The organism is Streptomyces nanshensis, assembly GCF_001751255.1.
In the GTDB taxonomy this organism is placed as follows: domain Bacteria; phylum Actinomycetota; class Actinomycetes; order Streptomycetales; family Streptomycetaceae; genus Streptomyces; species Streptomyces nanshensis_A.
Map to the genome: position 1 here is coordinate 1 of NZ_LJGW01000306.1, position 26,862 is coordinate 26,862.

A 26,862-nucleotide genomic window follows, 5' to 3' on the forward strand; every position below is an offset into this window, starting at 1 on the left:
GATCGTCACGGCACCGATGACGACCACCGCGACCAATATGCGGTGTGTACGTGTCAGTTGTACGGCCTGCACTGGAGTCGTCCCCCACCCTCGGAAAGCTGCGCGGCGCACCAGACTGGCACATGCGTCAAGTTTCCGCCGCACGGGTGTGCGAGGAGACGGGGCGTCACTTCAGGGACGCGACGGCTTCCTCGGCGGCCTTCTCGGCGTTCTTCTTCAGGTCGTCGGCGCTGGGGAGCTTGGCGCTCTCGAAGCCGGCGCCCGCGTAGTCCACGAGTACGACGACGTTGGCGCTGCGCGCGAAGATCTGGTGCTCGCGGAACTCCTCGGACTTCTTGCCGTCCTTCTTGTCGACCTTGTAGCTGAAGGACGTGGCCTTGTCGCCGATCCCGCCCGCCGAACCGGACTTGAGCTCCTTGTTGGCCTTGTCCGACTGCACGGCGTCCGCCTGCTGGTCGAGGAACGCACCGGCCAGCTTGTCGCCGGAGCCGCGCGAGGTGTCGGAGTCGAAGCGCTTGAGCGTGACGGTGAGCTGCCGGTAGTCGAACTTGTCCAGGCCGCTCCACAGGCAGCTTCCGGAGTCCTGGGTGTTGCCGGAACCGATGCGCTTGCCCGAGGCGTTGTCCGTCTTCGGAGTCGCCTTCTTGACCGTGTCCTTGGAGACCGTCTTGCAGGCGTCCGGCAGCTCCTTGAACTTCACGGGCGCCGCCTTCGGTTCCTTGGCGCCCTCGTCGGAGGTCGCCGAACCGCCGCCGTCGCCACCGGAGTCGGAGGAGCAGCCCGCCACCAGCAGGGCGGGGACCGCGATTGCCGCGCAGGCGAGCGTCCGGGCGAGGCGCGGTGAGCGTCGCTGTGAGGTTCGCTGAGCTGTACGGGGCATGATTCCTTCGCTTCCAGTCAGTTCACGTCGCGTCAGGTGACGCGTCAGTTGTCGTCGAAGTCCGCGGCGAGCTCGGCGGCCACACTGCGGGCCTTCTCCTGCAACTCGGCGCTGTCGGGCGTGCGCCGCTTGTCCGTGAGCCACTGGTCGTAGGTGACCGTGGCGATCACGTTCGCGCTGCGGAAGACGAGCGTGATGTCGCGGTGGACACCCGAGTCGCCGGTGTCCAGTTGGTCGTCGATGTAGGCGTTGTCGCCGATGTCGTCGAGCATACGAGGGGAGAGATCCTCATCGGGCGAAGCGGAGGAATCGGGGGCCTCGGAGGCGCTGTCGGATTTCTCACTCCCGTCGCTGCCGTCCTTCTCGTCCTTCGCGTCGCCGTTCTCGTCGTCCTTCGCGTCCTTGCCGCTCTTGTCGCTCTGCTCGGCGTCGTCGCTCCCGCCGCCCTGCGCGGCCTTGTCGTCGGAGTCCCCTCCGCCGTCGCCCTTGTCGCCGCCGTCGTCGTTTCCGTCCCCGCCGCTGTCACCGCCGTCGTCACCGCTCTCGTCCTCGGGCGGTGCGCTGCTGTCGTCGTCGGTGGGGATCTCTGCCTGGCCGGCGCGCTCGTCGTAGAGGAGCTGCGCCTGCTCGTCGTCGCTCGTGGCCGGGTCGTAGGAGACGACGCGCTCCAGATCGACGGTGAGATGACGGGTGGCGAGGCTGGTGGCGCTCTTCCAACGGCAGCCCGCCCGGCGGTCGGTGTCGTAGGTGACCGTGGCCTCGCCGTCGAACGGGGACTCGCCGGCCTCGGTGCCGCCGCCCTTGCCCGAGCTGTCGCCGCCCGCCGCGCTCTGGGCCGCCTCGGCGCCGGGGAGCAGCTTCTTCAGGGTGCCGACGTCGACGGCGTCGCAGGGGTCGGGAAGCGTGCTGTAGCGGCCGGGCTCGGCGGGGGGCGGCGCGGAGGAGGAGCTGCCGGGTTTGGTGTCGCCGCCGCCGGTGTCGTCCGAGGACCCGCTGCAGGCGGTGACGCTCCCGGAGAGCATGACGACCAGCGCGACGCCGGTGACGTACGTCTTCGCCCTCCGTTGCACTGTCCTGCCTCCTGCTCGGCGCTGCCGCCGTCCGTCCGAAAAGTCTCGTTCCGCCGCGCGGGGCGGCGGAACACAATGTCTACCGCACGCGCCGCGCGGGCGTCCGGTCACCTGCTGTCTATGTCACGGAAGTCCGGCTTTTCCGCTTCGCCGTGTAGGGGAGTTGTGCGGGGCTTCGTCCGTACCGGATGGAGTGAGATGTACGACAGGGACGCGGGTGACGCGGGGTGCGCGCCCGGCGCGGGCGCCTCCGGTACGCGCGGGTGGCCGGGTGCCCCGGGGCGGAGCCCTCAGCGTTCGCGGTGGACCTTGGTGTTGGACGCCTGCGCCCGTGGCCGCAGCACGAGCAGATCGACGTTCACATGCGGGGGCCGCGTCACCGTCCAGGCGATGGTGTCCGCCACGTCCTCCGCGGTGAGCGGTTCCGCGACGCCCTCGTAGACCTTGGCCGCGCGCTCGGCGTCGCCCCGGAAGCGGGTGAGGGCGAACTCGTCGGTCTTCACCATGCCGGGCGCGATCTCGATGACGCGTACGGGCTCACCGCACAGCTCCAGACGCAGCGTCTCCGTGAGGGCGTGCGCGCCGTGCTTGGCGGCGACATAGCCGCCCCCGCCCTCGTACGTCCCCAGGCCCGCGGTGGAGGAGACGACCACGACCGTGCCCTCGCCGGAGGCGGGGGCACCGCCCGGGCCGTCGGGACCGGGGGGCGACTGGACCAGCGCGGGCAACAGCGCCTGGGTCAGGTGCAGTACGCCGAGGACGTTGACCTCGTACATGCGGCGCCAGTCGGCGGGGTCCGCGGTGGCCACGGGGTCGGTGCCGAGGGCGCCGCCCGCGTTGTTGACGAGGACGTCGCACCGGTCCAGCCCGGCGGCGAAGGCGTCGACGGCGGCGCGGTCCGTGACGTCGAGGGGGTGGGCGACGGCCTCGTGCCCGGCGTCGGTCAACTCCGAGGCCAGCGCGTCGATCCGGTCCTCGCGCCGGGCCGTGAGCACGACCCGGAAGCCGGCCGCGGCCAGTGCGCGTGCGGTGGCGGCGCCGATGCCACTGCTGGCGCCGCTGATGACGGCGGTGCGGTTGCTGCTCATGGGCGACAGGCTACGTCGTGTGTACGGGGGCCGGTCGGGGCCGTCGGGGTCGGAGACTGGACGCGGGTCACTCGCCGCGGGGCGCGTACATGATCACGGCGACGCCGACGAGGCAGATCAGCGCTCCCGTCACATCCCAGCGGCCTGGCCGGAACCCGTCGGCCACCATGCCCCACGCCAGCGAACCGGCGACGAACACGCCCCCGTACGCGGCCAGTACGCGTCCGAAGTGGGCGTCCGGCTGGAGGGTCGCGACGAAGCCGTAGACGCCGAGAGCGATCACGCCCGCACCGATCCACACCCAGCCGCGGTGCTCGCGTACGCCCTGCCACACGAGCCAGGCGCCGCCGATCTCCAGCAGCGCGGCGAGGACGAACAGGGCGACGGAGCGGGCGATGAGCATGGGGGCAGGCTACGGGAGACCTCCGCGGGCCTACGGCATGCCCGGGGTACGCGGGCGTGATCTGCCGTGCGCGGGCGGGCCGTTGACCGTCTCGGGTCTCCGGCTCACGCCGCCGTGCGTACCGCGGGCGACCCCGTCCACTGCGCCAGCGCCTGACGCAGACCCTGCGGGTCGTACCGGTCGGCGGCCCAGGCGATATGGCCGTCCGGCCGTACGAGCAGCGTCCGTTCGCCGACGGCCGCCGAACGCACGTGCACCGTACGGTCGTCGGCCTCCGTGCCGGTGTCCGGCGGCGGCGCACCGACGGGCGAGACGAGCACGAACGCGCCCTGGCGCAGGGCCTCGTAGAGCCGTCCCGAGGTCAGCGGCAGATCGGGTGCGCGCCGGCCCGCGAGCGGATGCGATCCCCGCGGCGCCTTGTAGGCGATGCCGATGCCGGAGACCGTCCGTACCGCCCGCCTTGCCAACGGGCCCATGCGGCCCAGGACTTCGACGCCCGCGGCGCGCAGCGTCCGCTTCGGCCCGGAACGGGCGAGGGCGAGCCGGATGATGCCGCCGCTGACGCGCAGCACCGTCGCGCCCACGGGGTGCCGTTCGCTGTCGTACGTCTCCAGCAGGGTCGCGGGGGAGTGGCCGCGCAGCACCGCGGAGAGCTTCCAGGTGAGGTTGGCGGCGTCCTGGAGACCGGTGTTCATGCCGAGGCCGCCGGCGGGCGAGTGGACGTGCGCGGCGTCGCCCGCGAGGAAGACGCGGCCCACGCGGTAGCGCGGCGCCTGCCGTTCGTCGCTGTGGAAGCGGGACATCCAGCGGGGGTCGTGCATCCCGTAGTCCGATCCCAGTGCGCGCACGGCGAGTTCCCGGACCTCCTCGAAGCCGACGGGCGCGTGGTCGGGGAGCTGCCGGTCCCGCCGCCAGCCCATCACCCTGTACCAGCCGCCGCCGAAGGACGCGAGCAGTCCGAAGCCGTCCTGGGAGGCGTTGACGAGGAAGGGGGACTCCGGCGGATCGGTCAGCCGCACGTCGGCCAGCACGATCGAGCGGATCACGGACTTGCCGGGGAAGGGCAGCCCGAGCAGTTCGCGCACGCTGCTGTGCACGCCGTCGGCGCCGATCAGATACGGGGCGCGGAGCGTACGGACGTCCTCGGGCGCGGGCTCGTCCGTACCGGAGCCGGCGGCACCGGAGCCGGCGTCCTCCGGCGCGGGGGCGGCCGTGGTCAGGTCGACCTCCACCCCGGCGCCGTCCTGGCGCAGTTCGACGACCTCCGTGCCGTACAGGAACCGCACGCCCGCCGTGCGGGCCCGCCGCTCCAGCAGCCGTTCGACCTCGTACTGGCCCGTGATCAGGACGAACGGGAAGCGGCTGGGCAGCGTCGACGGCCGGAGCGCGGCGCGGCCGAAGAGGCTGAGCGTCTCCATCCGGGCGCCGGTGCCGAGCAGTTCGTCGGCCAGCCCGCGGGCGTCGAACTGCTCCAGGGTGCGGGCGTGCACGACGAGCGCACGGGAGAGGTTGCTGATCGTCTCGTCGCGGCGCTCGATCAGGGTGACCCGGTGGCCCGCCTCGGCGAGGTCGCCGGCCGCCAGCAGTCCGGTGGGTCCGGCCCCGACGACGATGACGTCGGGGGCGGTGCCGTCGGAGGCCAGGGGGCCGGTGGAGTCCGGGCCGCCGGTGCCGCCGCCGGTGCCCGTGCCGGTTCCGGTGCCTGCCATGGTTCCTCCCCGGGTACACGTGCCGACGCGTGGTGGTCAACGCTTGTTGGCATCAACCGTAGAGCGGGTTCTCGAGGGGTGTCAACGGCTGTTGGCCCACGGCTGTTGACGACCGGCGGCGGCACCCTGGTGCGGCTCTCCGCCTCGCCTCGGCCCCGCGCTCCCGGAGCCGCCTGCCGGTGCCCCGGACCGTACGGCCTGGTGCGCCAACGTGCGTTGGCCTACAGTCGTTGGCATGGAGGACGACGCCACGACCCCGCCCCCGCGCCGCTCGGACGCGACCCGTGCGGCGATCCTGCGCGCCGCACGCGAACGCTTCGCCGCGGACGGATACGAGCGGGCCACCATCCGCGCCGTCGCGCGCGACGCGGGCATCGACCCGTCGATGGTGATGCGCTACTTCGGCAACAAGGAGGGCCTGTTCGCCGCCGCCTCCGAAATCGACCTGCGCCTGCCGGAGTTGACCGGCGTACCGCCCGAGGAGACCGGGGCCCGCCTCGTACGCCACTTCCTCGAACGCTGGGAGGGCGACGAGACGCTCAACGCGATGCTGCGCGTCGGCGTCACCAACCCCGCGGGCGCCGACCGGCTGCACTCCGTCTTCCGCGACCAGGTCGCACCGGCCGTCGCGTCCGTGTGCCCGGATCGCGAACAGGCCCCGATGCGCGCGGCGTTGCTGGCCTCACAGGTGCTGGGCATGGCCGTCAGCCGGTATGTGCTGAAGCTGCCGCCCGTGGTGGCGCTGACGCACGAGGAGATCGTGAACTGGCTCGGCCCCACGGTCCAGCGGTACTTGACGGCACCGGAGCCGTGACGCCGCGAACGCGGCGGCGTGCGGGCGGAGTTCGGGGCGGCGGGGCCCGGCGGAGGCGGAGCGGCGTGAAATGGCCGCGGACAGCGCGGAGTTCAGCGCGGGGTGGGATGCGGACGCGGAGGTGCCGCGCCGCTCAGGGCCACACGAGACAGTACGGCTGGTGGCCGGCCATGTGCAGCCGGTCGGAGAAGTCCTGCCACTCGTGCAGGAGTTGGTACACGTTGAAGGCGTCCTGCGGGCCCGCGCGGTCGGGCACCGTGGACCAGATGAACGCCGCGGCGCCCACCGACTCCTCGCCGATGCCGCGCAGCGGGTCGACGACCGTCATCGGCAGCTTGACCACGGCGTAATCCGGGTGCAGCACGACGAGTTCGAGCGGCGGCACCCGGTGGAGAGGTATGCCCTCGATACCGGTGAGCACCATCGCGGCCATGGTCTCCGGCTTGATCTTGGTGAACATGCCGTGACCGAGCTCGTCACCGCCGAGCTCCTCGGGGCGCATCGAGACCGGGACCCGCGCTGCGGTCGCGCCGTCCGGGGCGCCGAAGTACTTGTAGGTCACCCCCACTCGGCCACCCCTGCTGCCCTCTGATTCTCTCTCCACGGCGTATCGCTCAGCCGCGTCTCTACGGTGGCGTCCCCGCGCGCGCTCAGGACCCAGGTCCCCGGTACCCTCTCCGAGTTCACCACCGCGCTGCATGTCACCACCCGACCACTCGCGGCTGCCGCCGCGCAACCCGATCATCGTGTCAGAGACCTCCCCGCCCTGCGGGACGTGAAACGCTCCGCAGCGCCCGGGTAATCCCCGCGTTACCGGCCCGGTACCCCGAGCCGTCTCCTGAAGTGGCGTATACCCACGGACGGGACGACGACGCAGTGTCTCCGGAACGCTCTGACACCATGGCCCTTGTGACTTACTCCTACGAGGCCCCAGTATCGCAGTCGCTCTTCGAGCGCGCCGCCGCCGTGACACCAGGAGGCGTGAACTCTCCGGTCCGCGCCTTCCAGGCCGTGGGCGGTACGCCCCGCTTCATGACCTCCGGTGCCGGTCCGTACCTCATGGACGCCGACGGACGCGAGTACGTCGACCTCGTCTGCTCCTGGGGGCCGATGATTCTGGGCCACTCGCACCCCGAGGTGATCGCCGCCGTGCAGGACGCGGTGAGCCGCGGCACGTCCTTCGGCACACCCGGTGAGGACGAAGTCGCCCTGGCGGAAGAGATCGTGGCGCGTATCGGGCCCGTGGAGCAGGTGCGGCTGGTCTCCTCGGGGACCGAGGCGACGATGTCCGCGATCCGCCTGGCGCGCGGGTTCACCTCGCGCCCCAAGGTCGTGAAGTTCGCGGGCTGTTACCACGGCCACGTCGACGCCCTGCTCGCCTCGGCCGGTTCGGGCGTCGCGACGTTCGGGCTGCCGGACACCCCGGGCGTGACGGGGGCGCAGGCCGCCGAGACGATCGTGCTGCCGTACAACGATCTCGACGCCGTACGGGCCGCGTTCGCGGCGCAGCCCGACGAGATCGCGTGCGTCATCACCGAGGCGTCCCCCGGCAACATGGGGATCGTGCCGCCGGAGCCCGGCTTCAACGAGCAACTGCGGGAGATCTGCCACGAGTACGGCGCCCTGTTCGTCTCCGACGAGGTGATGACGGGCTTCCGCGTCAGCCGCACGGGCTGGTACGGGATCGACGGAGTCGTCCCCGATCTGATGACGTTCGGCAAGGTCATGGGCGGCGGCTTCCCGGCCGCGGCGTTCGGCGGCCGTCGCGACGTGATGGAGCAACTCGCCCCGGCCGGGCCCGTTTACCAGGCCGGCACCCTCTCCGGGAACCCGGTCGCCACCGCCGCCGGGCTCGCACAGCTCCGGCTGCTGGACGACGCCGCGTACGAGGCGGTGGACGCGGCCTCCGAGCAGCTCCGTACGGAGGTGGCCGAGGCGCTCACGAAGGCGGGCGTCGCACACCGGCTCCAGGCCGCGGGCAACATGTTCTCCGTGTTCTTCACCGACGAGCCCGTCACCGACTACGCGGGCGCCAAGGCCCAAGAGGCCTTCCGCTTCCGGCCGTTCTTCCACTCGATGCTGGAGCAGGGCGTGTATCTGCCGCCCTCCGCCTTCGAGTCGTGGTTCGTCTCGACGGCACACGACGACGGCGCCCTGGAGCGCGTCGCCGACGCGCTGCCCGCCGCCGCCCGCGCCGCCGCCGAGGCGACGCTGTGAGCGCCGCGGCCGGCGGGACCGGCAACGGCACAGGTGACGGGACGGTCAACGGCACCGGCGGCGACGCCGGCGGCGAGACCGCCCCCGGGCCCGTCACGGTGGTGCACGTCATGCGGCACGGCGAGGTGGAGAACCCCGGCGGCGTCCTCTACGGACGGCTCCCCGGCTACCACCTCTCCGGGCTGGGACACCGCATGGCCGAGCGCGTCGCCGAGCACCTCGCGGAGCGGGACATCACACACATCGTCGCCTCGCCGCTGGAGCGCGCACAGGAGACGGCCGCGCCGATCGCCAAGGCGCACGGCCTGGACATCGCCGTGGACGAGGGGTTGATCGAGGCCGACAACGTCTTCCAGGGCAAGACCCTCGGCGTGGGCGACGGCGCACTGCGCAGACCCGCGAACTGGCGCCACTTCCTCAACCCCTTCCGTCCGTCGTGGGGCGAGTCGTACGTGCACCAGGTGCAGCGGATGCGGACCGCGCTCGAAGCGGCGCGGGACGCGGCGCGCGGGCACGAAGCGGTGTGCGTCTCGCACCAGTTGCCGATCTGGACGCTGCGCAGCTTCGTCGAGCGGCGCCGGCTCTGGCACGACCCGCGCCGCCGGCAGTGCACCCTCGCCTCGCTCACCACCTTCACCTTCCACGGGGACACGATCGTCTCCGTCGGCTACACGGAACCGGCCCGCGATCTCGTGCCGGCCCACCTCCGTGCGGGCGCCAAGGGCACCAAGGGCGGCGGCGGTCGCGGCGCCTGAGCGGCGCCCGCAAGTGCGGACGGCCCGTATGGAACGGGCACAAGGGGGGCGCGGAAGATCGGCCGGGGACCCATGCGAAACTTTTCACATGAGTCAGACCCGTGCCCCCCGGCGCCGTGCCGTACTGGTGACCGCCGCGCTCGCGGCGGGTGTGTCCGTGCTGACCGCGTGCTCCGGTGACGACGTCGGTTCCTCCTCCGGGGACACCAAGATCGTCCAGGGCACCGGGAAGATCACCGAAGTCCCGGAAGGCGAGCGCCAGAAGGCCCCGAACATCTCGGGCAAGAGCGTCGAGGGCGAGCAACTGCGGATGTCCCGCTACCGGGGCAAGATCGTCGTCCTGAACGTCTGGGGATCGTGGTGCGCGCCCTGCCGCGCCGAGGCCCCGAACCTGGCCAAGGTCGCCAAGGACACCGAGGGCAAGGACGTCGCGTTCGTCGGGATCAACACCCGCGATCTCGACCGCGCCAACGCCAAGGCCTTCGAGCGCAATTACGACGTCGGCTACCCGAGCTTCTTCGACCCCGACGGGAAGCTGATCCTCCGCTTCCCCAAGGGCAGTCTCTCCCCGCAGGCCATCCCCTCGACGCTGATCCTCGACCGCCAGGGCAAGATCGCCGTACGGGCCCTGAAGGAGCTCAGCGAGAAGGAACTGCGTTCCGCGCTCGACCCGTTGACGGCGGAGAAGTGACCGCCCCATGAGCCTGCCCGACCCCGCCGCGGCGGCCACCGCACCACCGGCCGCCGGCACCCTCCTCGCGGCGCTGCCCGCGGAGGTGAACCACACGGTGCTCAGCGGGGCCCTGCTGCTGGCCGTGCCCGTCGCCGTGCTCGGCGGGCTCGTCTCCTTCTTCTCCCCCTGCGTCCTGCCCCTCGTACCGGGCTACCTCAGCTATGTCACCGGGGTCAGCGGGACGGACCTGGCGCAGGCCCGGCGCGGGCGGATGCTTCTGGGCGCCGGGCTGTTCGTGCTGGGCTTCACCGCGGTCTTCGTCTCCGGCGGCGCCCTCTTCGGGGGCTTCGGCGCGACGCTCCAGGAGCACCGCACGGTCATCTCCCGGGTGCTCGGCGGCCTGACGATCCTGCTGGGGCTGGCGTTCATGGGCGCGCTCGGACCGCTGTCGCGGCTGACCTCGCGCGAACTGCGCATCCACCGGCGGCCGTCCGTCGGTCTGGCGGGTGCGCCCATGCTGGGCGTGCTGTTCGGCATCGGCTGGACGCCGTGCATCGGGCCGACGCTCGCCGCCGTGCAGACCCTGGCGTTCAGCGAGGCCAGCGCGGGACGGGGCGCGCTGCTGACGGTGGCGTACTGTCTCGGGCTCGGCGTCCCGTTCGTCGTGGCGGCCGTCGCCTTCCGCCGCACGCTGGGCGCGTTCGGCTGGGTCAAGCGGCACTACGCGTGGGTGATGCGGGCCGGGGGCGTGATGCTCGTCGTGGTCGGGCTGCTGCTCGTCACCGGCGTCTGGGACCGGATCGTGTACGACCTTCAAGTCTGGTCGTCGGACTACACCGTGGGAATCTGAGATGCGTACGACGGACAGCGCGGCGGACGCCGGCACGGACGGCGAACCGGCCGTCGCCGGTACGGACGCCGGGACCGGCGGCCCCGCCGAGGAGACGCGCGTGGCGCGCGAGGCCGAGTCGCAGCTCTCCTCGCTGACGACCGCGCCCGGCGAGGAGAAGCTGCACGTCCCCTCCATCGGCGTCGTCGGCTGGGCCCGCTGGTTCTGGCGGCAGCTCACGTCGATGCGGGTGGCGCTGATCCTGCTCTTCCTGCTCTCGCTCGCGGCGATCCCGGGCTCGGTGATCCCGCAGACGAACGTCGACGCCGTCAAGGTCGAGCAGTTCCAGAAGCAGCACGACGTACTCTCGCCCGTCTACGAGAAGTTGCAGCTCTTCGACGTCTACACGTCCGTGTGGTTCTCGGCGATCTACATCCTGCTCTTCGTTTCGCTGGTCGGCTGCATCGTGCCGCGCTCCTGGCAGTTCGTCGGGCAGTTGCGCAGCAGGCCGCCGCGTGCGCCGCGCCGTCTGGACCGGATGCCCGCGTACACGACGTGGCGCACCGACGCCGCACCCGACGAGGTGCTGACCGGCGCCCGCAGGCTGCTGAGCGGACGCCGCTTCCGCGTGGAGCGCGAGGGCGACGCCGTCGCCTCCGAGAAGGGCTATCTCCGCGAGGCGGGGAACCTCCTCTTCCATATCGCGCTGATCGTGCTGCTGCTGGCCTTCGCCGCGGGGCAGTTGTGGAAGTCGGACGGCGGCAAGCTCATCGTCCAGGGCCAGGGCTTCTCCAACACCCTCACGCAGTACGACGACTTCAAGTCCGGTTCCCTCTTCGAGCCGGACGACCTGGACGCCTTCGGCTTCACGCTCGACGACATGCACGCGACGTACGAGGAGTCCGGTCCGCAGAAGGGCACCGCACGCGACTACCGCGCCGACATCTCGTACTGGCAGGGTTCGGGCGGCAAGGAGCAGCGGACCCGGATCAAGGTCAACCACCCGCTGGAGATCGGCGACTCCAAGGTCTATCTGATGAACACCGGCTATGCGCCGGTGGTCTCCGTCAAGGACGGCAAGGGCGGCACGGCCTACCGCGGCCCCGTCCCCTTCCTCCAGCAGGACGGCAACCTCACCTCGTCCGGCGTCGTCAAGGTCACCGACTACCGGGACGCGAAGGGCAGCAAGGACCAACTCGGCTTCCAGGGCTTCTTCGTGCCGACCTTCGACCCCACCTCGGGGCGGATGTTCTCCGCGTCCCCGACGATGCGCAATCCCGTGCTCTTCCTCACCGCCTACCACGGCGATCTGGGGCTGGACTACGGTGCGGCGCAGAACGTCTACCAGCTCGACACCAAGCGGATGAAGCAGTTCAAGAAGGCGGACGGGAGCCCGCTGGCGAAGAAGATCCTGCCCGGGGAGACCATGAAGCTCCCGGACGGCGGCGGCGAGCTGAAGTTCGAAGGGGCGCGCCGCTGGGCCCAGTTCCAGGTCGTCCACCAGGTCGGCAACGGCTGGGCACTCGGCGGTGCGCTCGCCGCGATCGGCGGTCTGGCCGGGTCGCTGTTCATCCAGCGGCGCCGCGTCTGGGTGCGGGCGGTGCCCGGCCCGGACGGCTCCACGGTCGTGGAGATGGCCGGGCTCGGACGCAGCGAGTCGGCCCGACTCCCGGAGGAGCTGGGCGACTTGGCGTACGCGGTGCAGGCCGAGGCGCCGCCGGTGGACGAGCAGGACGGGCAGGACGAACGGGACGGGCAGGACGGTCCGGACGAGCAGGACGACGAGCAGGGCACGGCCGGGAACGACGCCCGTCAGCACGACGACCGGACACACGACGACAGGGACCACGACAGGGACGAGGACGAGGCCAGCGCCGGGCCCTCGCCGCGAGGAGACCGCACGTGAACATCGCCGCCGCCGGAACGAACGAGAATCTCGCCGAGATCAGCAACTACCTGATCTATTCGGCGATGGCCGTCTACACCCTCGCTTTCGTCGCGTACATCGCCGAGTGGGTCTTCGGCAGCCGCAGCAAGGTCGCGCGTACGGCCGCGGCGCTCGGCGCCCGCGGCGGCGCGGACGCGTCCGCGGCCGGAGACGGGGACGGAGCCGGGGACGGAGCGGGGAAGCAGGACGCGGAACCGGCCGCCCCCGCCGCCAAGTCCGCGGCGTCCGGCGCCAACTCCCCGGCGTCCGCCGGTACTTCCGTCCTGGAGCGCGCCCGCCCCAAGGTCGTGGTGCGCTCGTCCGCGGGCGGCCGCGGCGACCTTCCGGACGGCCCCGGTGCCGCGGCCGGCGACGCGCAGGGCGATCTGTACGGACGCATGGCCGTCTCGCTGACGACGCTGGCGTTCCTGCTGCACGTCGCCGGTGTGCTGACCCGCTCGCTGTCGGTGCAGCGCGCCCCCTGGGGCAACATGTACGAGTTCTCCACGGCGTTCTCCATGGTCGGCGTCGGCGCCTATCTCGCCTTCCTGCTGGCGCGGAAGAACGTCCGCTGGATCGGCCTTCCGCTGGTGACGACCGTCCTGCTCGACCTGGGTCTGGCCGTGACGGTCCTCTACACCGAGAGCGACCAGCTCGTGCCCGCGCTGCACTCGTACTGGCTGTGGATCCACGTCTCGCTGGCCATCACCTGCGGTGCGCTGTTCTACCTGGGGTTCGTCTCGACGGCGCTCTACCTCTTCCGCGACCGGTACGAGACCAAGCTGCTGGGCGGCGGCAAGCCCGGCGCCTTCGCGACGTCCGTGATGGAGCGGCTGCCCTCGTCCGTCTCGCTCGACAAGTTCGCCTACCGCATCAACGCGGCCGTCTTCCCGTTCTGGACCTTCACCATCGTCGCGGGCGCCATCTGGGCGGGCGACGCATGGGGCCGCTACTGGGGCTGGGACCCCAAGGAGGTCTGGTCGTTCATCACGTGGGTCGCCTACGCGTGCTATCTCCACGCGCGCGCGACCGCGGGGTGGAAGGGGCGCAAGGCGGCCTATCTGGCGCTGATCGCCTTCGCGTGCTTCCTGTTCAACTACTACGGCGTGAACATCTTCTTCAACGGCAAGCACTCGTACGCGGGCGTCTGAGCCCGGCCGGGACGACAGCCCCGGGACGACAGCCCCGGGGTGACCGCCGGGCGGTGACGCCCGGCGCCGGACGAACGGCCTCAGCCCTCCGGGGGCTTGGCGTCCGTGCCGCCCGTGCCGTTGTCGCGGCGTCCCGACTCCTCGTCGTGGCGCCGCACTTCGGCCTCCTGCGGCTCGGGCCCGGCGCCCGCCGCGCTGCCGTTGCCGCTGCTGCCGCGCCCACGTCCGCGCCCGGTGTCGGCGTCCCCGTCCGCGGAGCCGTCATCGGTGGGGGAGACCTCGTCCGCGGCGCCGCCCGTACGGGGCTGCTCACCCGCCGTCTCCGCGTCGCCGCCCGAACGTCCCGGCTGCGTATCGCTGTTGAGGGACTTCAGGAAGTCCGGGTTGTCGTCCGGGGCGACCCAGCGGCGCTCGTCCGCGCGCGTCGCGCCGTACGGGGCGTTCCTGCGCGGCCTGCCGACGGCGAACCACGCCACCGGTCCGAGCAGCACCTGCCCGAAGAGCAGGATGACGATCACCCACACCACCTTGGGCAGCTTCCGCACTTCCTGCTCAGGGGTGTTGAGGCAGTCGATGAAGGCGTAGATCCACACCGCCAGGACGAGAAGGAACGGCAGATACCTCAGCATGCGGGACGCCCCCTAGGCGAGCTGACTCGGCACGGCGGGCCGGACGTGCGGATTGGTGCGCTGTGCTTCGTGGTTCGTGCTGTGTGCTTCGTGCTGCTCCGCGTACGGCGGCGGCCCGGCCCCCGCCGTACGTGTGTATGCCAGCGTAACGGTGTCCGCGGGGCCCCGGGGGCGGCCGGTGAAGCGCGGTGCCCCATGCCGGATACTGGGGCGCATGGCTTACGACGATCTCCGCTCGCTGCTGCGGGCGCTGGAGCGGGACCGGGACCTGAAGCGGATCAAGGCGGAGGTCGATCCGTACCTCGAGATCGGGGAGATCGTGGACCGGGTGCAGAAGTCCGGCGGCCCGGCACTGCTCTTCGAGAACGTCAAGGGCTCCTCCCTCCCGCTCGCCATGAACGTCTTCGGCACCGACCGCCGGCTGCTCAAGGCGCTCGGACTCTCCTCGTACGACGAGATCAGCGAGCGCATCGGCGGTCTGCTCAAGCCCGAACTGCCGCAGGGCTTCGTGGGGATGAGGGAGGTGTTCGGCAAGCTCGGCGCGATGACGCACGTACCGCCGAAAAAGGTGAAGGACGCCCCCGTACAGGAAGTGGTGCTCCAGGGCGACGACGTCGATCTGGAGGCGCTGCCGGCGCTGTTCACCTGGCCCGAGGACGGCGGCTCCTTCTTCAACCTCGGCCTGACGCACACCAAGCACCCCGAGACCGGCGTACGCAACCTCGGCCTCTACCGCCTCCAGCGGCACGACCGGCGCACCATCGGCATGCACTGGCAGATCCACAAGGACAGCCGGAACCACTACCAGGTCGCCGCGCGGCGCGGTGAGCGGCTGCCCGTCGCCATCGCCTTCGGCTGCCCGCCGGCTGTGACGTACGCCTCGACGGCGCCGCTGCCCGGCGACATCGACGAGTACCTCTTCGCCGGCTTCACCCAGGGCAAGCGTGTGGAGATGACCGACTGCAAGACCGTGCCGCTCCAGGTGCCCGCCGGCGCCGAAGTCGTGCTGGAGGGCTGGCTGGAGCCCGGAAAGACGCTGCCCGAGGGCCCGTTCGGCGACCACACCGGTTTCTACACGCCGCAGGAGGACTTCCCCGCGCTGACGATCGACTGCGTGACGATGCGCAAGCGCCCCGTCTTCCAGTCGATCGTCGTGGGCCGGCCGCCGACGGAGGACGGTCCGCTCGGGCGGGCCACGGAGCGGTTCTTCCTGCCGCTGCTGAAGATCATCGTGCCCGACATCGTGGACTACCACCTGCCCGAGGCGGGCGGCTTCCACAACTGCATGATCGTCTCGATCGAGAAGAAGTACCCGAAGCACGCCCAGAAGGTGATGCACGCTATCTGGGGCGCGCACATGCTCTCGCTGGAGAAGCTGATCGTGGTCGTCGACGCCGAGTGCGACGTACGCGACATCCACGAGGTGGCCTGGCGGGCGCTGGGCAACGTCGACTACGCGCGCGACCTGACCGTCGTGGAAGGGCCGGTCGACCATCTCGACCACGCCTCGTACCAGCAGTTCTGGGGCGGCAAGGCCGGTGTCGACGCGACCGCGAAGCTGCCCTCGGAGGGCTACACACGCGACGGGGGATGGCCGCACGAGATCGTCTCCGATCCGGACGTGGCCTCGCTCGTCACCCGGCGCTGGAAGGAGTACGGACTGTGAGCGGGGACGCCGTGAGCGGCGACGCGGCGACGGGCGGCGGAGCGCGGGCCGAGGCCGGTGCGCGCACCGAGTCGGGAGCGCACGCCGGGGCCGGTGCGCCGGAGGGACGCGGCGAGGGCGGAAGCGGCGGCGTACGGGCCTTTCTGCGCCTGGTGATGATCGAACACTCCGTCTTCGCCCTGCCGTTCGCCTACATCGCGGCGCTCAGCGCGATGTTCGGGCACGGCGGCACCGTGCTGTGGCGGGAGTTGCTGCTCGTGACGGTCGCCATGGTCGGGATGCGCACCTTCGCCATGGCCGCGAACCGGATCATCGACCGCGAGATCGACGCCCGCAACCCCCGCACCGCGGGGCGCGAACTGGTCACCGGCGCACTGTCCGTACGCTCCGCCTGGGCGGGCGCGCTCGTCGCCCTCGCCGTCTTCCTCGGGGCGTGCGCGCTGCTCAACCCCCTGTGCCTGGTGCTCGCCCCGGTCGCCGTCGTACCGATGGTGGTCTATCCGTACGGGAAGCGCTTCACCGACTTCCCGCACGCCATCCTCGGACTGGCGCAGGCCATCGGCCCGATCGGCGCGTGGATCGCGGTCACCGGCGCCTGGTCGTGGGACGCCGTCGTGCTGGGGCTCGCGGTGGGCGTGTGGATCGGCGGCTTCGACCTGATCTTCGGCTGCCAGGACGTGGCGGCGGACCGGGCGCACGGGGTGCGTTCCGTACCGGCGCGGTTCGGCATCGCGGCGGCGCTCTACGGTGCGCGCGGCAGCCATGTCGTGACGGTGGCGCTGCTGGTGCTGTTCGGCGTACTCACCGGGACGGGGCTCTTCTACTGGCTGGGGCTGCTGATCGTCACGGCGGCCTTCGTCTACGAGCACTCGATCGTGCGACCCGGCGATCTCTCCCGCCTCAACCGGGCGTTCTTCACGGTCAACGGCTTCATCGGCATCGCGCTCTTCGTCTGCGCGCTGCTGGACCTGGTGGTGCGCGGCCTGGGCGTCTGAGGCCCCTCACTGCCGATAGGTCACCGCCGGTACGTCACCGCCGGTACGTCACGGCCGATACGTCCCCGTACCGGCGGCGCCTCAGTGCCAGTCGGGTCTGCCGCCCCCGGCCGTACGCGTCGAGGAGGTCATGAACGCCGCCAGCACGCCGCCGATCAGACCGAAGAGATGCCCCTGCCACGAGATGCCGCTCTCGGTCGGCAGCACGCCCCACAGGATCGAGCCGTAGAACACGGCGACGACGCCGCCCAGCGCCACGTCCGTGATCCGGCGGTCGACGAAGCCCCGTACGAGCAGATAGCCGAAGAGCCCGAAGATCAGCCCGGACGCCCCCGCCGTGTTGCTGCCGTCCGGTGCGATCAGCCACACGCCCAGACCGCTCACGACGATGATCGTCAGCGCGACGGCCAGGAACCGCCCGGTGCCGCGCAGCGCCGCGAGGAAGCCCAGGACGAGCAGCGGCACCGTGTTGGCGATGAGATGGCCGAAGCCGAAGTGCATGAAGGCCGCGGGGACGATGTCGATCAGTTCGCTCTGCTTGCGCGGCACGATGCCGAAGGTGTCCAGCGAGTTGCCCGTGGCCTGGTCGAAGAACTCCAGCACCCACAGCAGCGCGGTCCAGAGCAGGATCAGCTTGGCGGCAGGCCAGGCGCCGGCGCGCCGTGGTGATCTGTCGCTGCTCGTGCGGTTGATGTCCGGTCCTGATCCGTACGCCATCGAGTCTCCCCTGAGAGACAGTGCGCGGAGCCGATGCCTCCGACCATGGAACGTGGCAGGAGGCACCCGGAGTTCCGTCCTCCGGGATCCAGGATGGCGTCAGAACCGCTCCGTGCCCAGAGCGCCGTACATCAGCGCGGCCACGAGGTCCTGCGGTTGCAGCTCTTCCGTGCCGCCCGGCGCGGTCACGGCGACGGCGTCCCCGCCGCTGAACTCCAGGCGCAGCGGCAGATGCGCGCCGCCGCCGGTGAACTGTCCGAGGTCCAGGGTGAGCGAGGTGAGCTGCCCGCGCCGGATGGAGAGATCCGCCACGATGTCGCCCTGCGGCACGCGCCGCGGGGCGATCTCCGCGCCGAGCGGCCGCAACGCGGCGACCAGGTCCTTCGCCGCCTTCTTCCCGGGGAGCGTGAGCCGTACGTGCTCGGCGCCGCCCCGCTCGCCCCGGGCGTCGAACTCGGCGTGCTCGCGCAGCAGTTCCTGTACGCCGCTGATGAACTCGCGCTGGGACTGGCCGTTCAGGGCCGAGCCGACGGTCACGGCGTCCCGGATCTCGCGGCTCCGCCGGGCCTGCTCGCTCTCCTCGTGCTCCTCGCTCGCCGCGTCCCCGTTCCCGTCGCCGTCGCCGTCGCCGTCGCCGTGCTTGCCGCCGTCGGCTTCCGCTTCGTCCTCGTGGTGCTTGCGCTGCTGCCGTTCCGCCAGGGTCTCGGCCGCGCGCGCGAAGTCGTCGAAGGTCTCCGGATCGGCCCGTACCCACTTGCCCTTCAGGGCGTCGCGCGCGGCCCGCAGCGAGCCGGGCAGATCGTCGGCGAGCGCGACGATCTCCGAGACGGCACGGCGGGCGCGCTTCGACCCCTCGGTCTGCTCGACCAGATCCTCCAGATCGGCGCGCAGATACAGCCTGTCGTCCACGGACTTGACGGCCGCCACGTCCTTGCCGCCGAAGTTCACGGCCGCCGCGACGTTCGCCGCGTCGGACTTCGGCAGCTCCTTGAGCGGCGTCTTCTCCTCCTCGTCCCCCGTACCGGCGGAGAGGGTCACCTCGGCCCGCGCGAGCCGCAGCGCCGCCTTGTCCAGGGCCTTGTCGGTCGAGTCGCCGTCGTCCGCGTCGCCCTTCCCGTCACCGTCGCCCTTCCCGTTTCCGACCTGGGCGAGGAACTCCCGGGCCTGGCGCGGCGATCCGTCGACGGACGCGATGACGGTGGCGGCCGGCTGGTCGCCGAGCTTCACCACGGCGTTCCGCACCTTCATCCCCGTCGTGAGCCGCTCCGCCGAACTGCACGCGGACACGGAGGCGGCGAGCAGCGCCGCACAACTCACCGCGGCGGCGGCGCGAACGGTCGTACGGGAACCGGACGGCGGGCGGAAGAACGGCATGCCCGCAGCCAACCGCACAACGGGCCTCCGACGCCAGTCGGTCCAGGGGAACGCGGTCCGCCCTACGAGGACGCGTCGCCGCCCCGCGCGTCCCCGCCCCGCGCCCCCAACTCGCCCTCCCAGCGCGGATAGAGCTTGTGCGCCACGCCCGCCGCGTCCAGCGCCCGCCCGGCCACGAAGTCGACGAGACGCTGCACCGTGCTGCCTCCCGCGTAGAAGGCGGGCGACGCCGGGAGCACCACCGCCCCCGCCTCGTCCAGCGTGACGAGATGCCGGAGCGTCTGCCCGTGCAGCGGTGCCTCCCGTACGGCGACGACGAGCGGACGGCGCTCCTTGAGCGTCACCGAGGCCGCCCGCTGGAGCAGATCCTTCGACAGCCCGAGCGCGACCCCGGCCACACACGCGGTGCTCGCGGGCACGATCAGCATTCCCCGCGCCGGATACGACCCGGAGGAGGGCCCGGCCGCGAGGTCGCCGGCCGCCCAGTGCCGTACGCCCGAGACGTCCGCGTCGAAGGCGTCCGGGGTCCCGTCGGCGCCGAAGGAGAGCCAGCGGCGCAGATCGTCCTGGGCATGGGCGTCGCGGAAGGGATGGCCCGTCTCGTCCAGGATCGTCAGCCGCGCGGCCCGGCTCACCACGAGGTCCACGGCCTCCCCGGCGTGCAGCAGCGCACGGACCACGGCGGCCGCGTACGGGGTGCCCGAAGCGCCGGAGACACCGACGATCCAGGGCCTGCGCGGCGCGGAGGTTCCGGTCGTGGCGGTCACGACACCGAGCCTACGCGGGGCGGACGGCGACGGCGGCGGGGGCCGGGGTCGGACTCCGGCCGGCCCGCCGGGGACGCACGGGAGGTCCCGGGGAGCCGTTGAGGAAGGGTGTCTGAGGGCGAGCCGTCCCCATGCCTTAGATTCGTTACCGGAGATTTCGCGGAGCCCACGGTTCCCTGCCCTCGGCGGGGAGACGCCGTCGTCCCCTGCCCGGCACGGGACACCCCGTCCCCCGCCCCGCGGAGAGACCCGTCACCAGCCCCGCGGGGAGACCTCGTATTCGGCAACGGAGGCACCAGGACCCATGGACGCGGTGGACAGGCAGCTCATCCAGGCGCTGCGGGAGAACGGCAGGGCCTCGTACGCCGAACTGGGCCGGCTCGTCGGCCTCTCGGGACCCAGCGTGACCGACCGCATCAACCGCCTGGAGACCGCCGGTGTGATCACCGGCTACCGCGCGACGGTCGACGCGCCCTCGCTGGGTCTCGGCGTCACGGCCCTCATCGGGATCCAGCTCACCGACGCCACCGACCACGAGGACGTCGCGGGCCGACTGCGCGACCTGCACGAGATCGAGGACTGCTGGTTCATCGCCGGCGACGACTCCTTCATGCTCAAGGCCCGCGCCTCGGACGTGGACGCGCTGGAGATCCTCATCCGCCGGCTCTCCGGCACCAAGGGCGTCTCCCGTACGCGTACGACGGTGGTGCTGAGCACCAAGTGGGAGAACCGCGTGGGCGATCTGCCGCAGGAGAGCTGACGCCGCATCGGCGGCCGTGGCCCATGTACCCGTGGAGACCGTGCCGCCGGCCCGTGTGCGCGCGGTGCGTCCGCCCGCCGCACACCCGGCAGGAGCGCACCGGCGGCGGGGAGTAGGCTCAAAAGGGCGCTGCGAAGCAGAAATCCGAGGAGGGCGACGCATGGACTCTGGGCTCAAGCGCGAGCTGGAGGAGAAGGTCCGCGCAGGTGAACGGCTGACGCGCGAGGACGGCATCGCCCTCTACGACTGTGACGACCTGGCCTGGCTCGGCGGCCTCGCCCACGAGGTGCGAACGCGCAAGAACGGCGACATCGTTCACTTCAACATCAACCGCCACCTCAACATGACGAACGTGTGCACCGCGTCCTGCGCGTACTGCTCGTTCCAGCGCAAGCCGGGCGAGAAGGACGCGTACACGATGCGCATCGAGGAGGCGGTGAAGCTCGCCAAGGCGATGGAGGGCGAGAACCTCACCGAGCTGCACATCGTCAACGGGCTCCACCCGACCCTGCCTTGGCGCTACTACCCGCGGTCGCTCAGCGCGCTCAAGGAGGCCCTCCCGGAGACGGTCTCGCTGAAGGCGTTCACCGCCACCGAGATCCAGCACTTCGAGAAGATCTCGGGCATGGACGCGAGCGACATCCTCGACGTCCTCATCGAGTCCGGTCTGGAGTCGCTGACGGGCGGCGGCGCCGAGATCTTCGACTGGGAGGTCCGGCAGCACATCGTCGACCACGACACCCACTGGGAGGACTGGTCGCGCATCCACCGCCTCGCCCACCAGAAGGGCCTCAAGACGCCCTGCACGATGCTGTACGGGCACATCGAGGAGCCCCGGCACCGGGTCGACCACGTGCTGCGCCTGCGCGAACTCCAGGACGAGACGGGCGGGTTCCAGGTCTTCATCCCGCTGCGCTACCAGCACGACTTCGTCGACATGCAGGACGGCAAGGTCCGCAACAAGCTCCAGGCCCGTACGACGATGGCCACGGGCGCGGAGGCGCTGAAGACCTTCGCCGTCTCGCGGCTGCTCTTCGACAACGTGCCGCACGTGAAGGTCTTCTGGGTCATGCACGGCGTCCAGACCGCCCAACTCGCCCTCCAGCACGGCGCGGACGACATGGACGGCTCCGTCGTCGAGTACAAGATCACGCACGACGCGGACAACTACGGGACGCCCGACAAGCTCACCCGCGAGGATCTGCTCGACCTGATCCGCGACGCGGGCTTCCGCCCCGTCGAGCGCAACACCCGCTACGAGATCATCCGCGAGTACGAGGGGCCGGACCCGGAGCGCCGCGAAGCTCCCCAGCCGATGCGGATCTGAGGGTCGCCTGAGGCGCCGCCGCCGGGGTGCCCGCGGGCGCGGTGCCTGAAGGCGGCCCGGCGGGGGTACCCGCGGCCGCATGCCGGCACCGCGCAAGCACCGCACCGGGCCCGAAGCCGGTTCCGAAACCAAGGCCGGTCCCGGAACCAAGCCCGGTCCCGGAGACCCCGAGGACGCCTACACCGCCGAGCCCTTCCTGCCCTCCGGGCGCAGGCGGGGCCAGGCGGGCCTCGACTCCCTTCGTGAGGCCGCCGCGCACTGCCGCGGATGCCCGCTGCAACCGCGACGCCACCCGGACCGTCTTCGGCGAGGGCGATCCACGTGCCCGCGTGCTGCTGCTGGGCGAGGCGCCCGGCGACAAGGAGGACCGGCAGGGCCGGCCCTTCGTGGGCCCCGCCGGCGGTGTGCTGAACCGGGCGCTGGAGGAGGCGGGCATCGACCCGTCGCACACGTACGTCACCAACTCCGTCAAGCACTTCACGTTCCAGTACGCCTCGGGCGGGCGCGGCAAGCGCCGCATCCACAAGGCGCCCAATCTGCGCGAGATCTCCGCGTGCGGCCCGTGGCTCGCCGCCGAACTGGCCCTGACCGGCCCGGAGTTGATCGTGGTGCTGGGAGCGACTGCGGGAAAGGCGCTGTTCGGCTCCTCGTTCCGCGTGACGAAGGAGCGCGGCGCACTGCTGGAGCGGGAGGTGCACGGGCGCGGCGAACGCCTCGTCGCGACGATCCATCCCTCCGCCGTGCTGCGCGCCGACGAAGCGGACCGCCAGGCCGTACGGGACGGCCTCGTCGCCGATCTGCGGGTGGCGGCCGACGCACTGCGGGGCGGGTGAGGCGCGACCGCACGGTCATGTCTCACCCGCCCCGGGACGCCCGGTGCGGTCAGCGCGGCACGGCCGCCTGGTCCTTGCCCTGGCCCTGCTGCGACCCCTGGGACGCGGGAGCGGGCCCGGCGGGCCGCCCCAACTCCTGCGCGGAGTACGGCTTCGTGCGGTGCTGCTCGACCGTCCGCGAGCGTGCGGCGTGCGGGACGGTCGCCAGCCGCGGCTCCGCCAGCCGCCGCTGTACGCCCTGCACGACGCGCTGCGCGGCGAAGGTCGCCCCGTACACGAAACGCATCGACGGGCCGAACGACGGCGTCGCCAGCAGGCCCGCGAAGAACAGCCCCGGGTGCGACGACTCGAACCGGGCGTTGAGTTCGGGGGCGTCGCTCGTCCCGACGCGGTGCAGGATGCCCCGTACCGAGTCGTCCAGCATCGACAGCCGTGCCAGCCGCGGCGCGAAGCCCGTGGCTGCCACGACGTGGTCCGTCTCCACGGTGCGCACGACGCCGTCGGTCGACTCCAGCCGCAGCCGCACCCGGCCCCGTACCTCCTCCGCGGAGCTGAGCCGGCTGCTCAGCAGCACCGGAACGGCGAACTCGAAGCGGTCCCGCAGCCACCAGGCACCGGCCGGCCCGAGCGCGGTGCGCGCGATGTGCTGGCGCAGCGTCGCGGGCAACTTCCGTACGGCCCAGGGCATTTCGGAGTAGACCCAGCTCGGCCAGCCGGTGCCGAGGCCGCAGTGCGGATCGCGCATCGCCTTGACCAGGGAGCGCTGGAGGGGCTGGGGCGGCGAGTTCCAGTTGATGCGGTCGGCGCGGGCCACGACCCGTACGTGCGCGCCCTCCTCGGCGAGCAGCGCCGCGGTCTCCAGGGCCGCCTGCCCGGCGCCGATCACCGTCACGTCCTTGTCCCGGAAGCGGCTCAGCTCGCGGTGGTGGCTGCTGTGCGAGACGAGCGCGGACGGAAGCTTCCGCAGCGGTCCGGGCTTGTGCACGAACGGCATGACGCCGACGGCGGCGACGACGGTACGCGTCACCAGCACCTCGCCCTCGGCGGTCTCCACGCGGAACCCGCGCGCGCACGGGACGACCGACGTCACGGTCTGCTCGTCCGCCGCCGGGGCCGCCCGCTGCCCGAACCACTGCCCGTACTCGGTGAACGTGGCCAGCGGCAGCGGTCTCCCGTGCTCGACGGTGACGCCGCGCGCGGAGCAGTAGGCGGCCAGCGTGTGCGTGCCCGCCGGGTCGGAGAGGTTGGAGGACCACGGCTCGGACTTCAGATGCATGCCCGCGGGCATGTGGTCCCGCCATGAGGCCATGGGACGGCCCAGGACGCGCAGGTTGAGACCGGCGGCCGCGGCGTGCGAGGCGATGGAGAGGCCGTAGGGGCCTGCGCCCACCACTACGAGGTCGTACATGCGTTTCCTTCTCTCTGATCTTTCACTGACCGCTCGCCACGAGCGGTGCGGAACTGCGGTACGGACGGCGGCTCCTGAGCCGGCGCGGGCTGCGCCGCCGCGGAGCGGCCGACGACGTGCCATGCCTTGAGCGCGCCGCGTACCAACCAGGCGCCGGCCATGGCGAAGAACGGCCGCGGGTCGTCGGCCGCGAACCAGGCACGCTCGACGCGGGTACGGCGGCGAGGGAACGTCCGGCGAGCGAACCCGCGGCGCGGGAATCCGCGGGACGCGCCGCCCCCGTGCCGTACGGACTCGGCCGCCGTCCCCGTCGTCGCCGCCGGGGTCCGCCGCGCCGCGCCCCGGCGCGCCCCCCGAGGAGCCGTGATGAGGGACGCCCCCGTGGCCAGCGCCGACAGCAGCGCGTAGTTCTCGGCGACGAACACCCGCCCGGGACCGCCCCGTTGCTCCGGTACGGCACGCCCCGTCAGATGCAGATGCTGCGCGCGGACGACGTCCAGCCCGCCGTCGTCCGTGAACAGCCGGAACTGCGCGCCGGGGCGCGGGTTGAAGTCGAGCAGGTGGTACGTGCCCGTCCCGGGGTCGAACCGGAAGTCGAGGTCGAGGACGCCCCGGTAGCCGATGCGCGCCGCGAGCCGGGCCGCGGCCTCCTCCACGTCCCGGTTGGGCAGCCAGGTGCCCAGCGCGGTCAGACCCGTGCGGGGCGGCCAGGACAGCTCCTTGCGTCCCGCGCCGCCCATGAGGAAACCGCTCTCGCCGTCGGCGTATCCGTGGAAGAACCAGTCCGTCGCGCGCCCCGGCGGCAGCCGCCGCTGGAGCAGCAGTCGGCTGCCCGCGTGGGTGCCGCGCTCGTACAACTCCCGTGCGGCGGCGGGCGTCCGTACGAGCGTGGTGCTGCGCATGCCCTTCGGCAGCAGCCACGGCCGGCTCCACTTGGCCACCACCGGGAGCCCCAGCAGGGCCGCTTGGTGTGCGGCCTCGCCGCCGCTGCCCGGCGTCACGGTGACGGGGTGTGAGATCCCGGCGTCGCGGCAGAGTTCGGCCAGCCCGGCCTTGTCGGCGACGCGTGCGGGCAGACCGGGCGCGGTGTCCGGCAGCAGGAAGCGGCCCCGCAGCCGCTCCGAGAGCGCGGAGACGGCGATCGCGCCGCGGTCGTCCAGGGCGATGAGCACGGACGGTCTGCCGATGGCGTCCCCGATGCGGCACAGCGCGCGTTCCAGTTCCTCGTCGGGAGTGCCGTCCGGGACGACGTGCGGAAGACGGCCCGAACTGCCGTACTGCGGAAGGGGATGCAGGCGGTGCACGAACCGCGAACGGTCCACCGGTCCGGGCGCCGCCTCCGCGACATGCACCTCGATCCCCGTCCGCCCGAGAGAGCGGATGGCCCCCAGCGTCCCGTGGTGGAACGGATTCGGGTCGAGCCGGAGCAGCAGGGCCGGGACTTCCGTGGCGAACGGCGGCATGGGTATGTCCTTGCATCACGTATCGGACGAACAGGGCGAAAATATCCCCATTGGGCTATCAGACCGCACCTCGCCGTCCCGGAGGGTGAGGTCTGAAATGCGTGTTTCGCGGCCAGGGAGGCCGTCGAAGGACCGGGAGGATCGATGCAAAGCGCCAAACGCCGTGGATACAAAGGGATCTGCGGCGTCGCCGTCGCCGCCGGGCTTCTGGCTTCCTGTAGCGTCCTGCCGGTGGATCTGCCCGATTTCGAGTCGGAATCGTTCGTCCGTCACGCCGCTTCGCACGGCGGCGCCACTCCGTCCCCCGCTCCCGCGTCACCCGGGGCGAGCCCCAAGTCGTCCGGTTCCGGGCCCGCTCAGCGCTCCGCCGTCGCTCCGCTCGCACCGCTCGGCGCCTTCCTGCGCTCCGACTCCGACGGCGTACGGCGCATCACACAGCTCCAAAGCTGGCTCGGCGGTACGGAACTGAAGGTCGCTCACACGTATCTGCCCGGCGACCTGTGGTCGAACATCGAGGGCAGGCCGGAGTTCCTGCGGCCCTGGACACGGTGGCGCGAGCAGCAGAAGGACCGCTTCCTGGTGCTCAACGTGCCGATGCTGGAGCGCAACGAGGACGGGCTGCCGGACGACGAGGTACGCGGTCTGCTGCGCCAGGGCGCCGACGGCCGCTTCGACAACCACTACCGCACCCTCGCCGAACGTCTCGTACGGCTGAAGTCCCCGGACACGGTGATCGTGCTCGGCTGGGAGATGAACGGGCTCACGTACTCGCACCGTTGCGCACCCGACCCGGGGGCGTGGACGGCGTACTGGCGGCGGATCGTCAACACGATGCGGTCGGTCCCGGGCCAGCAGTTCCGCTTCGACTTCGCGCCCAGCCGCGGCAGCGACGCCTTCCCGTGGACGGAGTGCTACCCGGGCGACGACTTCGTCGACATCGTCGGGATGGACACCTACGACCAGCCCGAGGGCACGTCCTTCGACGAGCAGGTGAACGAGCCGCACGGCCTCCAGGCGCAGGTCGACTTCGCCAGGGACCACGGCAAGGCCGTCTCGTACCCGGAGTGGGGCCTCTTCCGCAACGGCGACAACCCGGAGTACGTGCGGCGGATGCTCGACTGGTTCGACCGGCACAAGCCGCTCTACCAGACGCTCACCGACTACTGCCCGCACGGCGTGTGGCAGTGCTCCGAGAACCCGGCGTCCGCCGAGACCTTCCGCGCCGCGCTCTACGCCCGCTCCGGCGGGGCGTCCGGGCCGCCCGGGGCCACGCCGTCGCCGTCGCGCACGGCGGTGCCGGTGCCGACGGAGCCGGGGTCGCGGATTCCCTGGTACGAGAAGTGCTTCGTGTACGGGCGGTACTGCGTGCGGTTCGACAAGGTGCTGCCGGACTGGTGGACGTCCGGG

24 protein-coding genes and 1 pseudogene are annotated in these 26,862 nt (G+C 71.8%); 13 read left to right on the forward strand and 12 right to left on the reverse strand.

Annotation, left to right across the window (positions count from 1 at the left end):
- Nucleotides 1-166 precede the first annotated feature (166 nt).
- The 5 genes from AN218_RS17975 to AN218_RS17995 form a co-directional block, all read right to left on the reverse strand.
- Entirely contained in the window at nucleotides 167-880 is a 714-nt protein-coding gene (locus tag AN218_RS17975) for a DUF3558 domain-containing protein (RefSeq protein ID WP_070017913.1), read from the reverse strand.
- A gap of 44 nt (nucleotides 881-924) precedes the next feature.
- Entirely contained in the window at nucleotides 925-1,950 is a 1,026-nt protein-coding gene (locus AN218_RS17980) for a hypothetical protein (protein ID WP_070017914.1), read from the reverse strand.
- A gap of 290 nt (nucleotides 1,951-2,240) precedes the next feature.
- A complete protein-coding gene (locus AN218_RS17985) occupies nucleotides 2,241-3,038 on the reverse strand; it encodes an SDR family NAD(P)-dependent oxidoreductase (RefSeq protein ID WP_070017915.1) in 798 nt (265 codons plus the stop codon).
- A 67-nt stretch (nucleotides 3,039-3,105) separates the two neighbouring features.
- Complete coding sequence (locus AN218_RS17990; protein ID WP_070017916.1) at nucleotides 3,106-3,441, reverse strand: YnfA family protein; 336 nt, start codon at nucleotides 3,439-3,441, stop codon at nucleotides 3,106-3,108.
- 104 nt (nucleotides 3,442-3,545) lie between these two features.
- Complete coding sequence (locus AN218_RS17995) at nucleotides 3,546-5,150, reverse strand: FAD-dependent oxidoreductase (protein WP_070017917.1); 1,605 nt, start codon at nucleotides 5,148-5,150, stop codon at nucleotides 3,546-3,548.
- A gap of 235 nt (nucleotides 5,151-5,385) precedes the next feature.
- Between AN218_RS17995 and AN218_RS18000 the strand changes: the two genes are divergently transcribed.
- Nucleotides 5,386-5,964 carry a TetR/AcrR family transcriptional regulator gene (locus tag AN218_RS18000; protein ID WP_070017918.1) on the forward strand — a complete coding sequence of 193 codons (579 nt, stop codon included), beginning with the start codon at nucleotides 5,386-5,388 and terminating at the stop codon, nucleotides 5,962-5,964.
- A 133-nt stretch (nucleotides 5,965-6,097) separates the two neighbouring features.
- Here AN218_RS18000 and AN218_RS18005 read toward each other — a convergent pair whose 3' ends face one another.
- The gene (locus tag AN218_RS18005; RefSeq protein WP_079132299.1) at nucleotides 6,098-6,664 is read right to left on the reverse strand and encodes a hypothetical protein; all 567 of its coding nucleotides are present in this window, start codon (nucleotides 6,662-6,664) and stop codon (nucleotides 6,098-6,100) included.
- A 200-nt stretch (nucleotides 6,665-6,864) separates the two neighbouring features.
- Between AN218_RS18005 and hemL the strand changes: the two genes are divergently transcribed.
- The 6 genes from hemL (at nucleotide 6,865) to ccsB (ending at nucleotide 13,516) form a co-directional block, all read left to right on the forward strand.
- Complete coding sequence (gene hemL / locus AN218_RS18010) at nucleotides 6,865-8,181, forward strand: glutamate-1-semialdehyde 2,1-aminomutase (RefSeq protein WP_070017919.1); 1,317 nt, start codon at nucleotides 6,865-6,867, stop codon at nucleotides 8,179-8,181.
- Between the two features lie 110 nt (nucleotides 8,182-8,291).
- Nucleotides 8,292-8,936, forward strand: a complete 645-nt coding sequence (locus tag AN218_RS18015; RefSeq protein ID WP_070017931.1) for a histidine phosphatase family protein — start codon at nucleotides 8,292-8,294, stop codon at nucleotides 8,934-8,936.
- 88 nt (nucleotides 8,937-9,024) lie between these two features.
- Nucleotides 9,025-9,627 (forward strand): TlpA family protein disulfide reductase, encoded by a 603-nt coding sequence (locus tag AN218_RS18020; protein ID WP_070017920.1) that lies wholly within the window; start codon nucleotides 9,025-9,027, stop codon nucleotides 9,625-9,627.
- A gap of 7 nt (nucleotides 9,628-9,634) precedes the next feature.
- Entirely contained in the window at nucleotides 9,635-10,459 is an 825-nt protein-coding gene (locus AN218_RS18025; protein WP_079132296.1) for a cytochrome c biogenesis CcdA family protein, read from the forward strand.
- A gap of 1 nt (nucleotide 10,460) precedes the next feature.
- On the forward strand, nucleotides 10,461-12,344 hold the full coding sequence (gene resB / locus AN218_RS18030; protein WP_070017921.1) for a cytochrome c biogenesis protein ResB: 1,884 nt from the start codon (nucleotides 10,461-10,463) through the stop codon (nucleotides 12,342-12,344).
- Entirely contained in the window at nucleotides 12,341-13,516 is a 1,176-nt protein-coding gene (gene ccsB / locus AN218_RS18035) for a c-type cytochrome biogenesis protein CcsB (protein WP_070017922.1), read from the forward strand. Before resB ends, ccsB begins: the two co-directional genes overlap by 4 nt.
- Nucleotides 13,517-13,596: 80 nt before the next feature.
- On the opposite strand, the gene AN218_RS39080 is transcribed toward ccsB, so the two are convergent.
- Nucleotides 13,597-14,145 carry a PLD nuclease N-terminal domain-containing protein gene (locus AN218_RS39080; RefSeq protein WP_420855982.1) on the reverse strand — a complete coding sequence of 183 codons (549 nt, stop codon included), beginning with the start codon at nucleotides 14,143-14,145 and terminating at the stop codon, nucleotides 13,597-13,599.
- A gap of 214 nt (nucleotides 14,146-14,359) precedes the next feature.
- Between AN218_RS39080 and AN218_RS18045 the strand changes: the two genes are divergently transcribed.
- Together AN218_RS18045 and mqnP are read left to right on the forward strand one after the other, a co-directional pair.
- Nucleotides 14,360-15,811 (forward strand): menaquinone biosynthesis decarboxylase, encoded by a 1,452-nt coding sequence (locus tag AN218_RS18045; protein ID WP_070017923.1) that lies wholly within the window; start codon nucleotides 14,360-14,362, stop codon nucleotides 15,809-15,811.
- Entirely contained in the window at nucleotides 15,808-16,806 is a 999-nt protein-coding gene (mqnP, locus tag AN218_RS18050) for a menaquinone biosynthesis prenyltransferase MqnP (protein WP_275936980.1), read from the forward strand. The genes AN218_RS18045 and mqnP overlap by 4 nt, the downstream gene beginning before the upstream one ends.
- Nucleotides 16,807-16,887: 81 nt before the next feature.
- On the opposite strand, the gene AN218_RS18055 is transcribed toward mqnP, so the two are convergent.
- The 3 genes from AN218_RS18055 to AN218_RS18065 all read right to left on the reverse strand — a co-directional run bounded on the left by AN218_RS18055 (nucleotide 16,888) and on the right by AN218_RS18065 (nucleotide 19,664).
- Nucleotides 16,888-17,523, reverse strand: a complete 636-nt coding sequence (locus tag AN218_RS18055; RefSeq protein WP_079132298.1) for a rhomboid family intramembrane serine protease — start codon at nucleotides 17,521-17,523, stop codon at nucleotides 16,888-16,890.
- A gap of 99 nt (nucleotides 17,524-17,622) precedes the next feature.
- On the reverse strand, nucleotides 17,623-18,897 hold the full coding sequence (locus AN218_RS18060) for a hypothetical protein (RefSeq protein ID WP_070017924.1): 1,275 nt from the start codon (nucleotides 18,895-18,897) through the stop codon (nucleotides 17,623-17,625).
- A gap of 62 nt (nucleotides 18,898-18,959) precedes the next feature.
- Complete coding sequence (locus tag AN218_RS18065; RefSeq protein WP_070017925.1) at nucleotides 18,960-19,664, reverse strand: UbiX family flavin prenyltransferase; 705 nt, start codon at nucleotides 19,662-19,664, stop codon at nucleotides 18,960-18,962.
- 304 nt (nucleotides 19,665-19,968) lie between these two features.
- Here AN218_RS18065 and AN218_RS18070 point away from each other — a divergent pair, with 304 nt between their 5' ends.
- The 3 genes and pseudogenes from AN218_RS18070 (at nucleotide 19,969) to AN218_RS18080 (ending at nucleotide 22,584) form a co-directional block, all read left to right on the forward strand.
- Nucleotides 19,969-20,424 carry an Lrp/AsnC family transcriptional regulator gene (locus AN218_RS18070; RefSeq protein ID WP_070017926.1) on the forward strand — a complete coding sequence of 152 codons (456 nt, stop codon included), beginning with the start codon at nucleotides 19,969-19,971 and terminating at the stop codon, nucleotides 20,422-20,424.
- Nucleotides 20,425-20,584: 160 nt separating this feature from the next.
- The gene (gene mqnE, locus AN218_RS18075) at nucleotides 20,585-21,751 is read left to right on the forward strand and encodes an aminofutalosine synthase MqnE (RefSeq protein WP_070017927.1); all 1,167 of its coding nucleotides are present in this window, start codon (nucleotides 20,585-20,587) and stop codon (nucleotides 21,749-21,751) included.
- A gap of 79 nt (nucleotides 21,752-21,830) precedes the next feature.
- A pseudogene (locus tag AN218_RS18080) lies at nucleotides 21,831-22,584 on the forward strand (UdgX family uracil-DNA binding protein).
- Nucleotides 22,585-22,633: 49 nt separating this feature from the next.
- On the opposite strand, the gene AN218_RS18085 reads toward AN218_RS18080, so the two are convergent.
- Together AN218_RS18085 and AN218_RS18090 are read right to left on the reverse strand one after the other, a co-directional pair.
- Nucleotides 22,634-23,992, reverse strand: a complete 1,359-nt coding sequence (locus AN218_RS18085) for an NAD(P)-binding domain-containing protein (RefSeq protein WP_070017928.1) — start codon at nucleotides 23,990-23,992, stop codon at nucleotides 22,634-22,636.
- Nucleotides 23,977-25,455, reverse strand: a complete 1,479-nt coding sequence (locus tag AN218_RS18090; protein ID WP_070017929.1) for a carboxylate--amine ligase — start codon at nucleotides 25,453-25,455, stop codon at nucleotides 23,977-23,979. Before AN218_RS18090 ends, AN218_RS18085 begins: the two co-directional genes overlap by 16 nt.
- A 144-nt stretch (nucleotides 25,456-25,599) precedes the next feature.
- On the opposite strand from AN218_RS18090, the gene AN218_RS18095 reads away from it, so the two are divergent.
- On the forward strand, nucleotides 25,600-26,862 hold a 1,263-nt coding region (locus tag AN218_RS18095), incomplete at its 3' end, for a glycoside hydrolase family 26 protein (protein ID WP_070017930.1).

What these genes read in the sequence shown, in the direction of transcription:
- AN218_RS17975 (WP_070017913.1), bottom strand. Translation starts at nt 880, where the DNA reads ATGCCCCGTACAGCTCAGCGAACCTCACAGCGACGCTCACCGCGCCTC.
- AN218_RS17985 (WP_070017915.1), bottom strand. Translation starts at nt 3,038, where the DNA reads ATGAGCAGCAACCGCACCGCCGTCATCAGCGGCGCCAGCAGTGGCATC.
- AN218_RS17990 (WP_070017916.1), bottom strand. Translation starts at nt 3,441, where the DNA reads ATGCTCATCGCCCGCTCCGTCGCCCTGTTCGTCCTCGCCGCGCTGCTG.
- AN218_RS17995 (WP_070017917.1), bottom strand. Translation starts at nt 5,150, where the DNA reads ATGGCAGGCACCGGAACCGGCACGGGCACCGGCGGCGGCACCGGCGGC.
- AN218_RS18000 (WP_070017918.1), top strand. Translation starts at nt 5,386, where the DNA reads ATGGAGGACGACGCCACGACCCCGCCCCCGCGCCGCTCGGACGCGACC.
- AN218_RS18005 (WP_079132299.1), bottom strand. Translation starts at nt 6,664, where the DNA reads ATGCAGCGCGGTGGTGAACTCGGAGAGGGTACCGGGGACCTGGGTCCT.
- hemL (WP_070017919.1), top strand. Translation starts at nt 6,865, where the DNA reads ATGGCCCTTGTGACTTACTCCTACGAGGCCCCAGTATCGCAGTCGCTC.
- AN218_RS18015 (WP_070017931.1), top strand. Translation starts at nt 8,292, where the DNA reads ATGCGGCACGGCGAGGTGGAGAACCCCGGCGGCGTCCTCTACGGACGG.
- AN218_RS18020 (WP_070017920.1), top strand. Translation starts at nt 9,025, where the DNA reads ATGAGTCAGACCCGTGCCCCCCGGCGCCGTGCCGTACTGGTGACCGCC.
- AN218_RS18025 (WP_079132296.1), top strand. Translation starts at nt 9,635, where the DNA reads ATGAGCCTGCCCGACCCCGCCGCGGCGGCCACCGCACCACCGGCCGCC.
- resB (WP_070017921.1), top strand. Translation starts at nt 10,461, where the DNA reads ATGCGTACGACGGACAGCGCGGCGGACGCCGGCACGGACGGCGAACCG.
- AN218_RS39080 (WP_420855982.1), bottom strand. Translation starts at nt 14,145, where the DNA reads ATGCTGAGGTATCTGCCGTTCCTTCTCGTCCTGGCGGTGTGGATCTAC.
- AN218_RS18045 (WP_070017923.1), top strand. Translation starts at nt 14,360, where the DNA reads ATGGCTTACGACGATCTCCGCTCGCTGCTGCGGGCGCTGGAGCGGGAC.
- AN218_RS18055 (WP_079132298.1), bottom strand. Translation starts at nt 17,523, where the DNA reads ATGGCGTACGGATCAGGACCGGACATCAACCGCACGAGCAGCGACAGA.
- AN218_RS18060 (WP_070017924.1), bottom strand. Translation starts at nt 18,897, where the DNA reads ATGCCGTTCTTCCGCCCGCCGTCCGGTTCCCGTACGACCGTTCGCGCC.
- AN218_RS18070 (WP_070017926.1), top strand. Translation starts at nt 19,969, where the DNA reads ATGGACGCGGTGGACAGGCAGCTCATCCAGGCGCTGCGGGAGAACGGC.
- mqnE (WP_070017927.1), top strand. Translation starts at nt 20,585, where the DNA reads ATGGACTCTGGGCTCAAGCGCGAGCTGGAGGAGAAGGTCCGCGCAGGT.
- AN218_RS18085 (WP_070017928.1), bottom strand. Translation starts at nt 23,992, where the DNA reads ATGTACGACCTCGTAGTGGTGGGCGCAGGCCCCTACGGCCTCTCCATC.
- AN218_RS18090 (WP_070017929.1), bottom strand. Translation starts at nt 25,455, where the DNA reads ATGCCGCCGTTCGCCACGGAAGTCCCGGCCCTGCTGCTCCGGCTCGAC.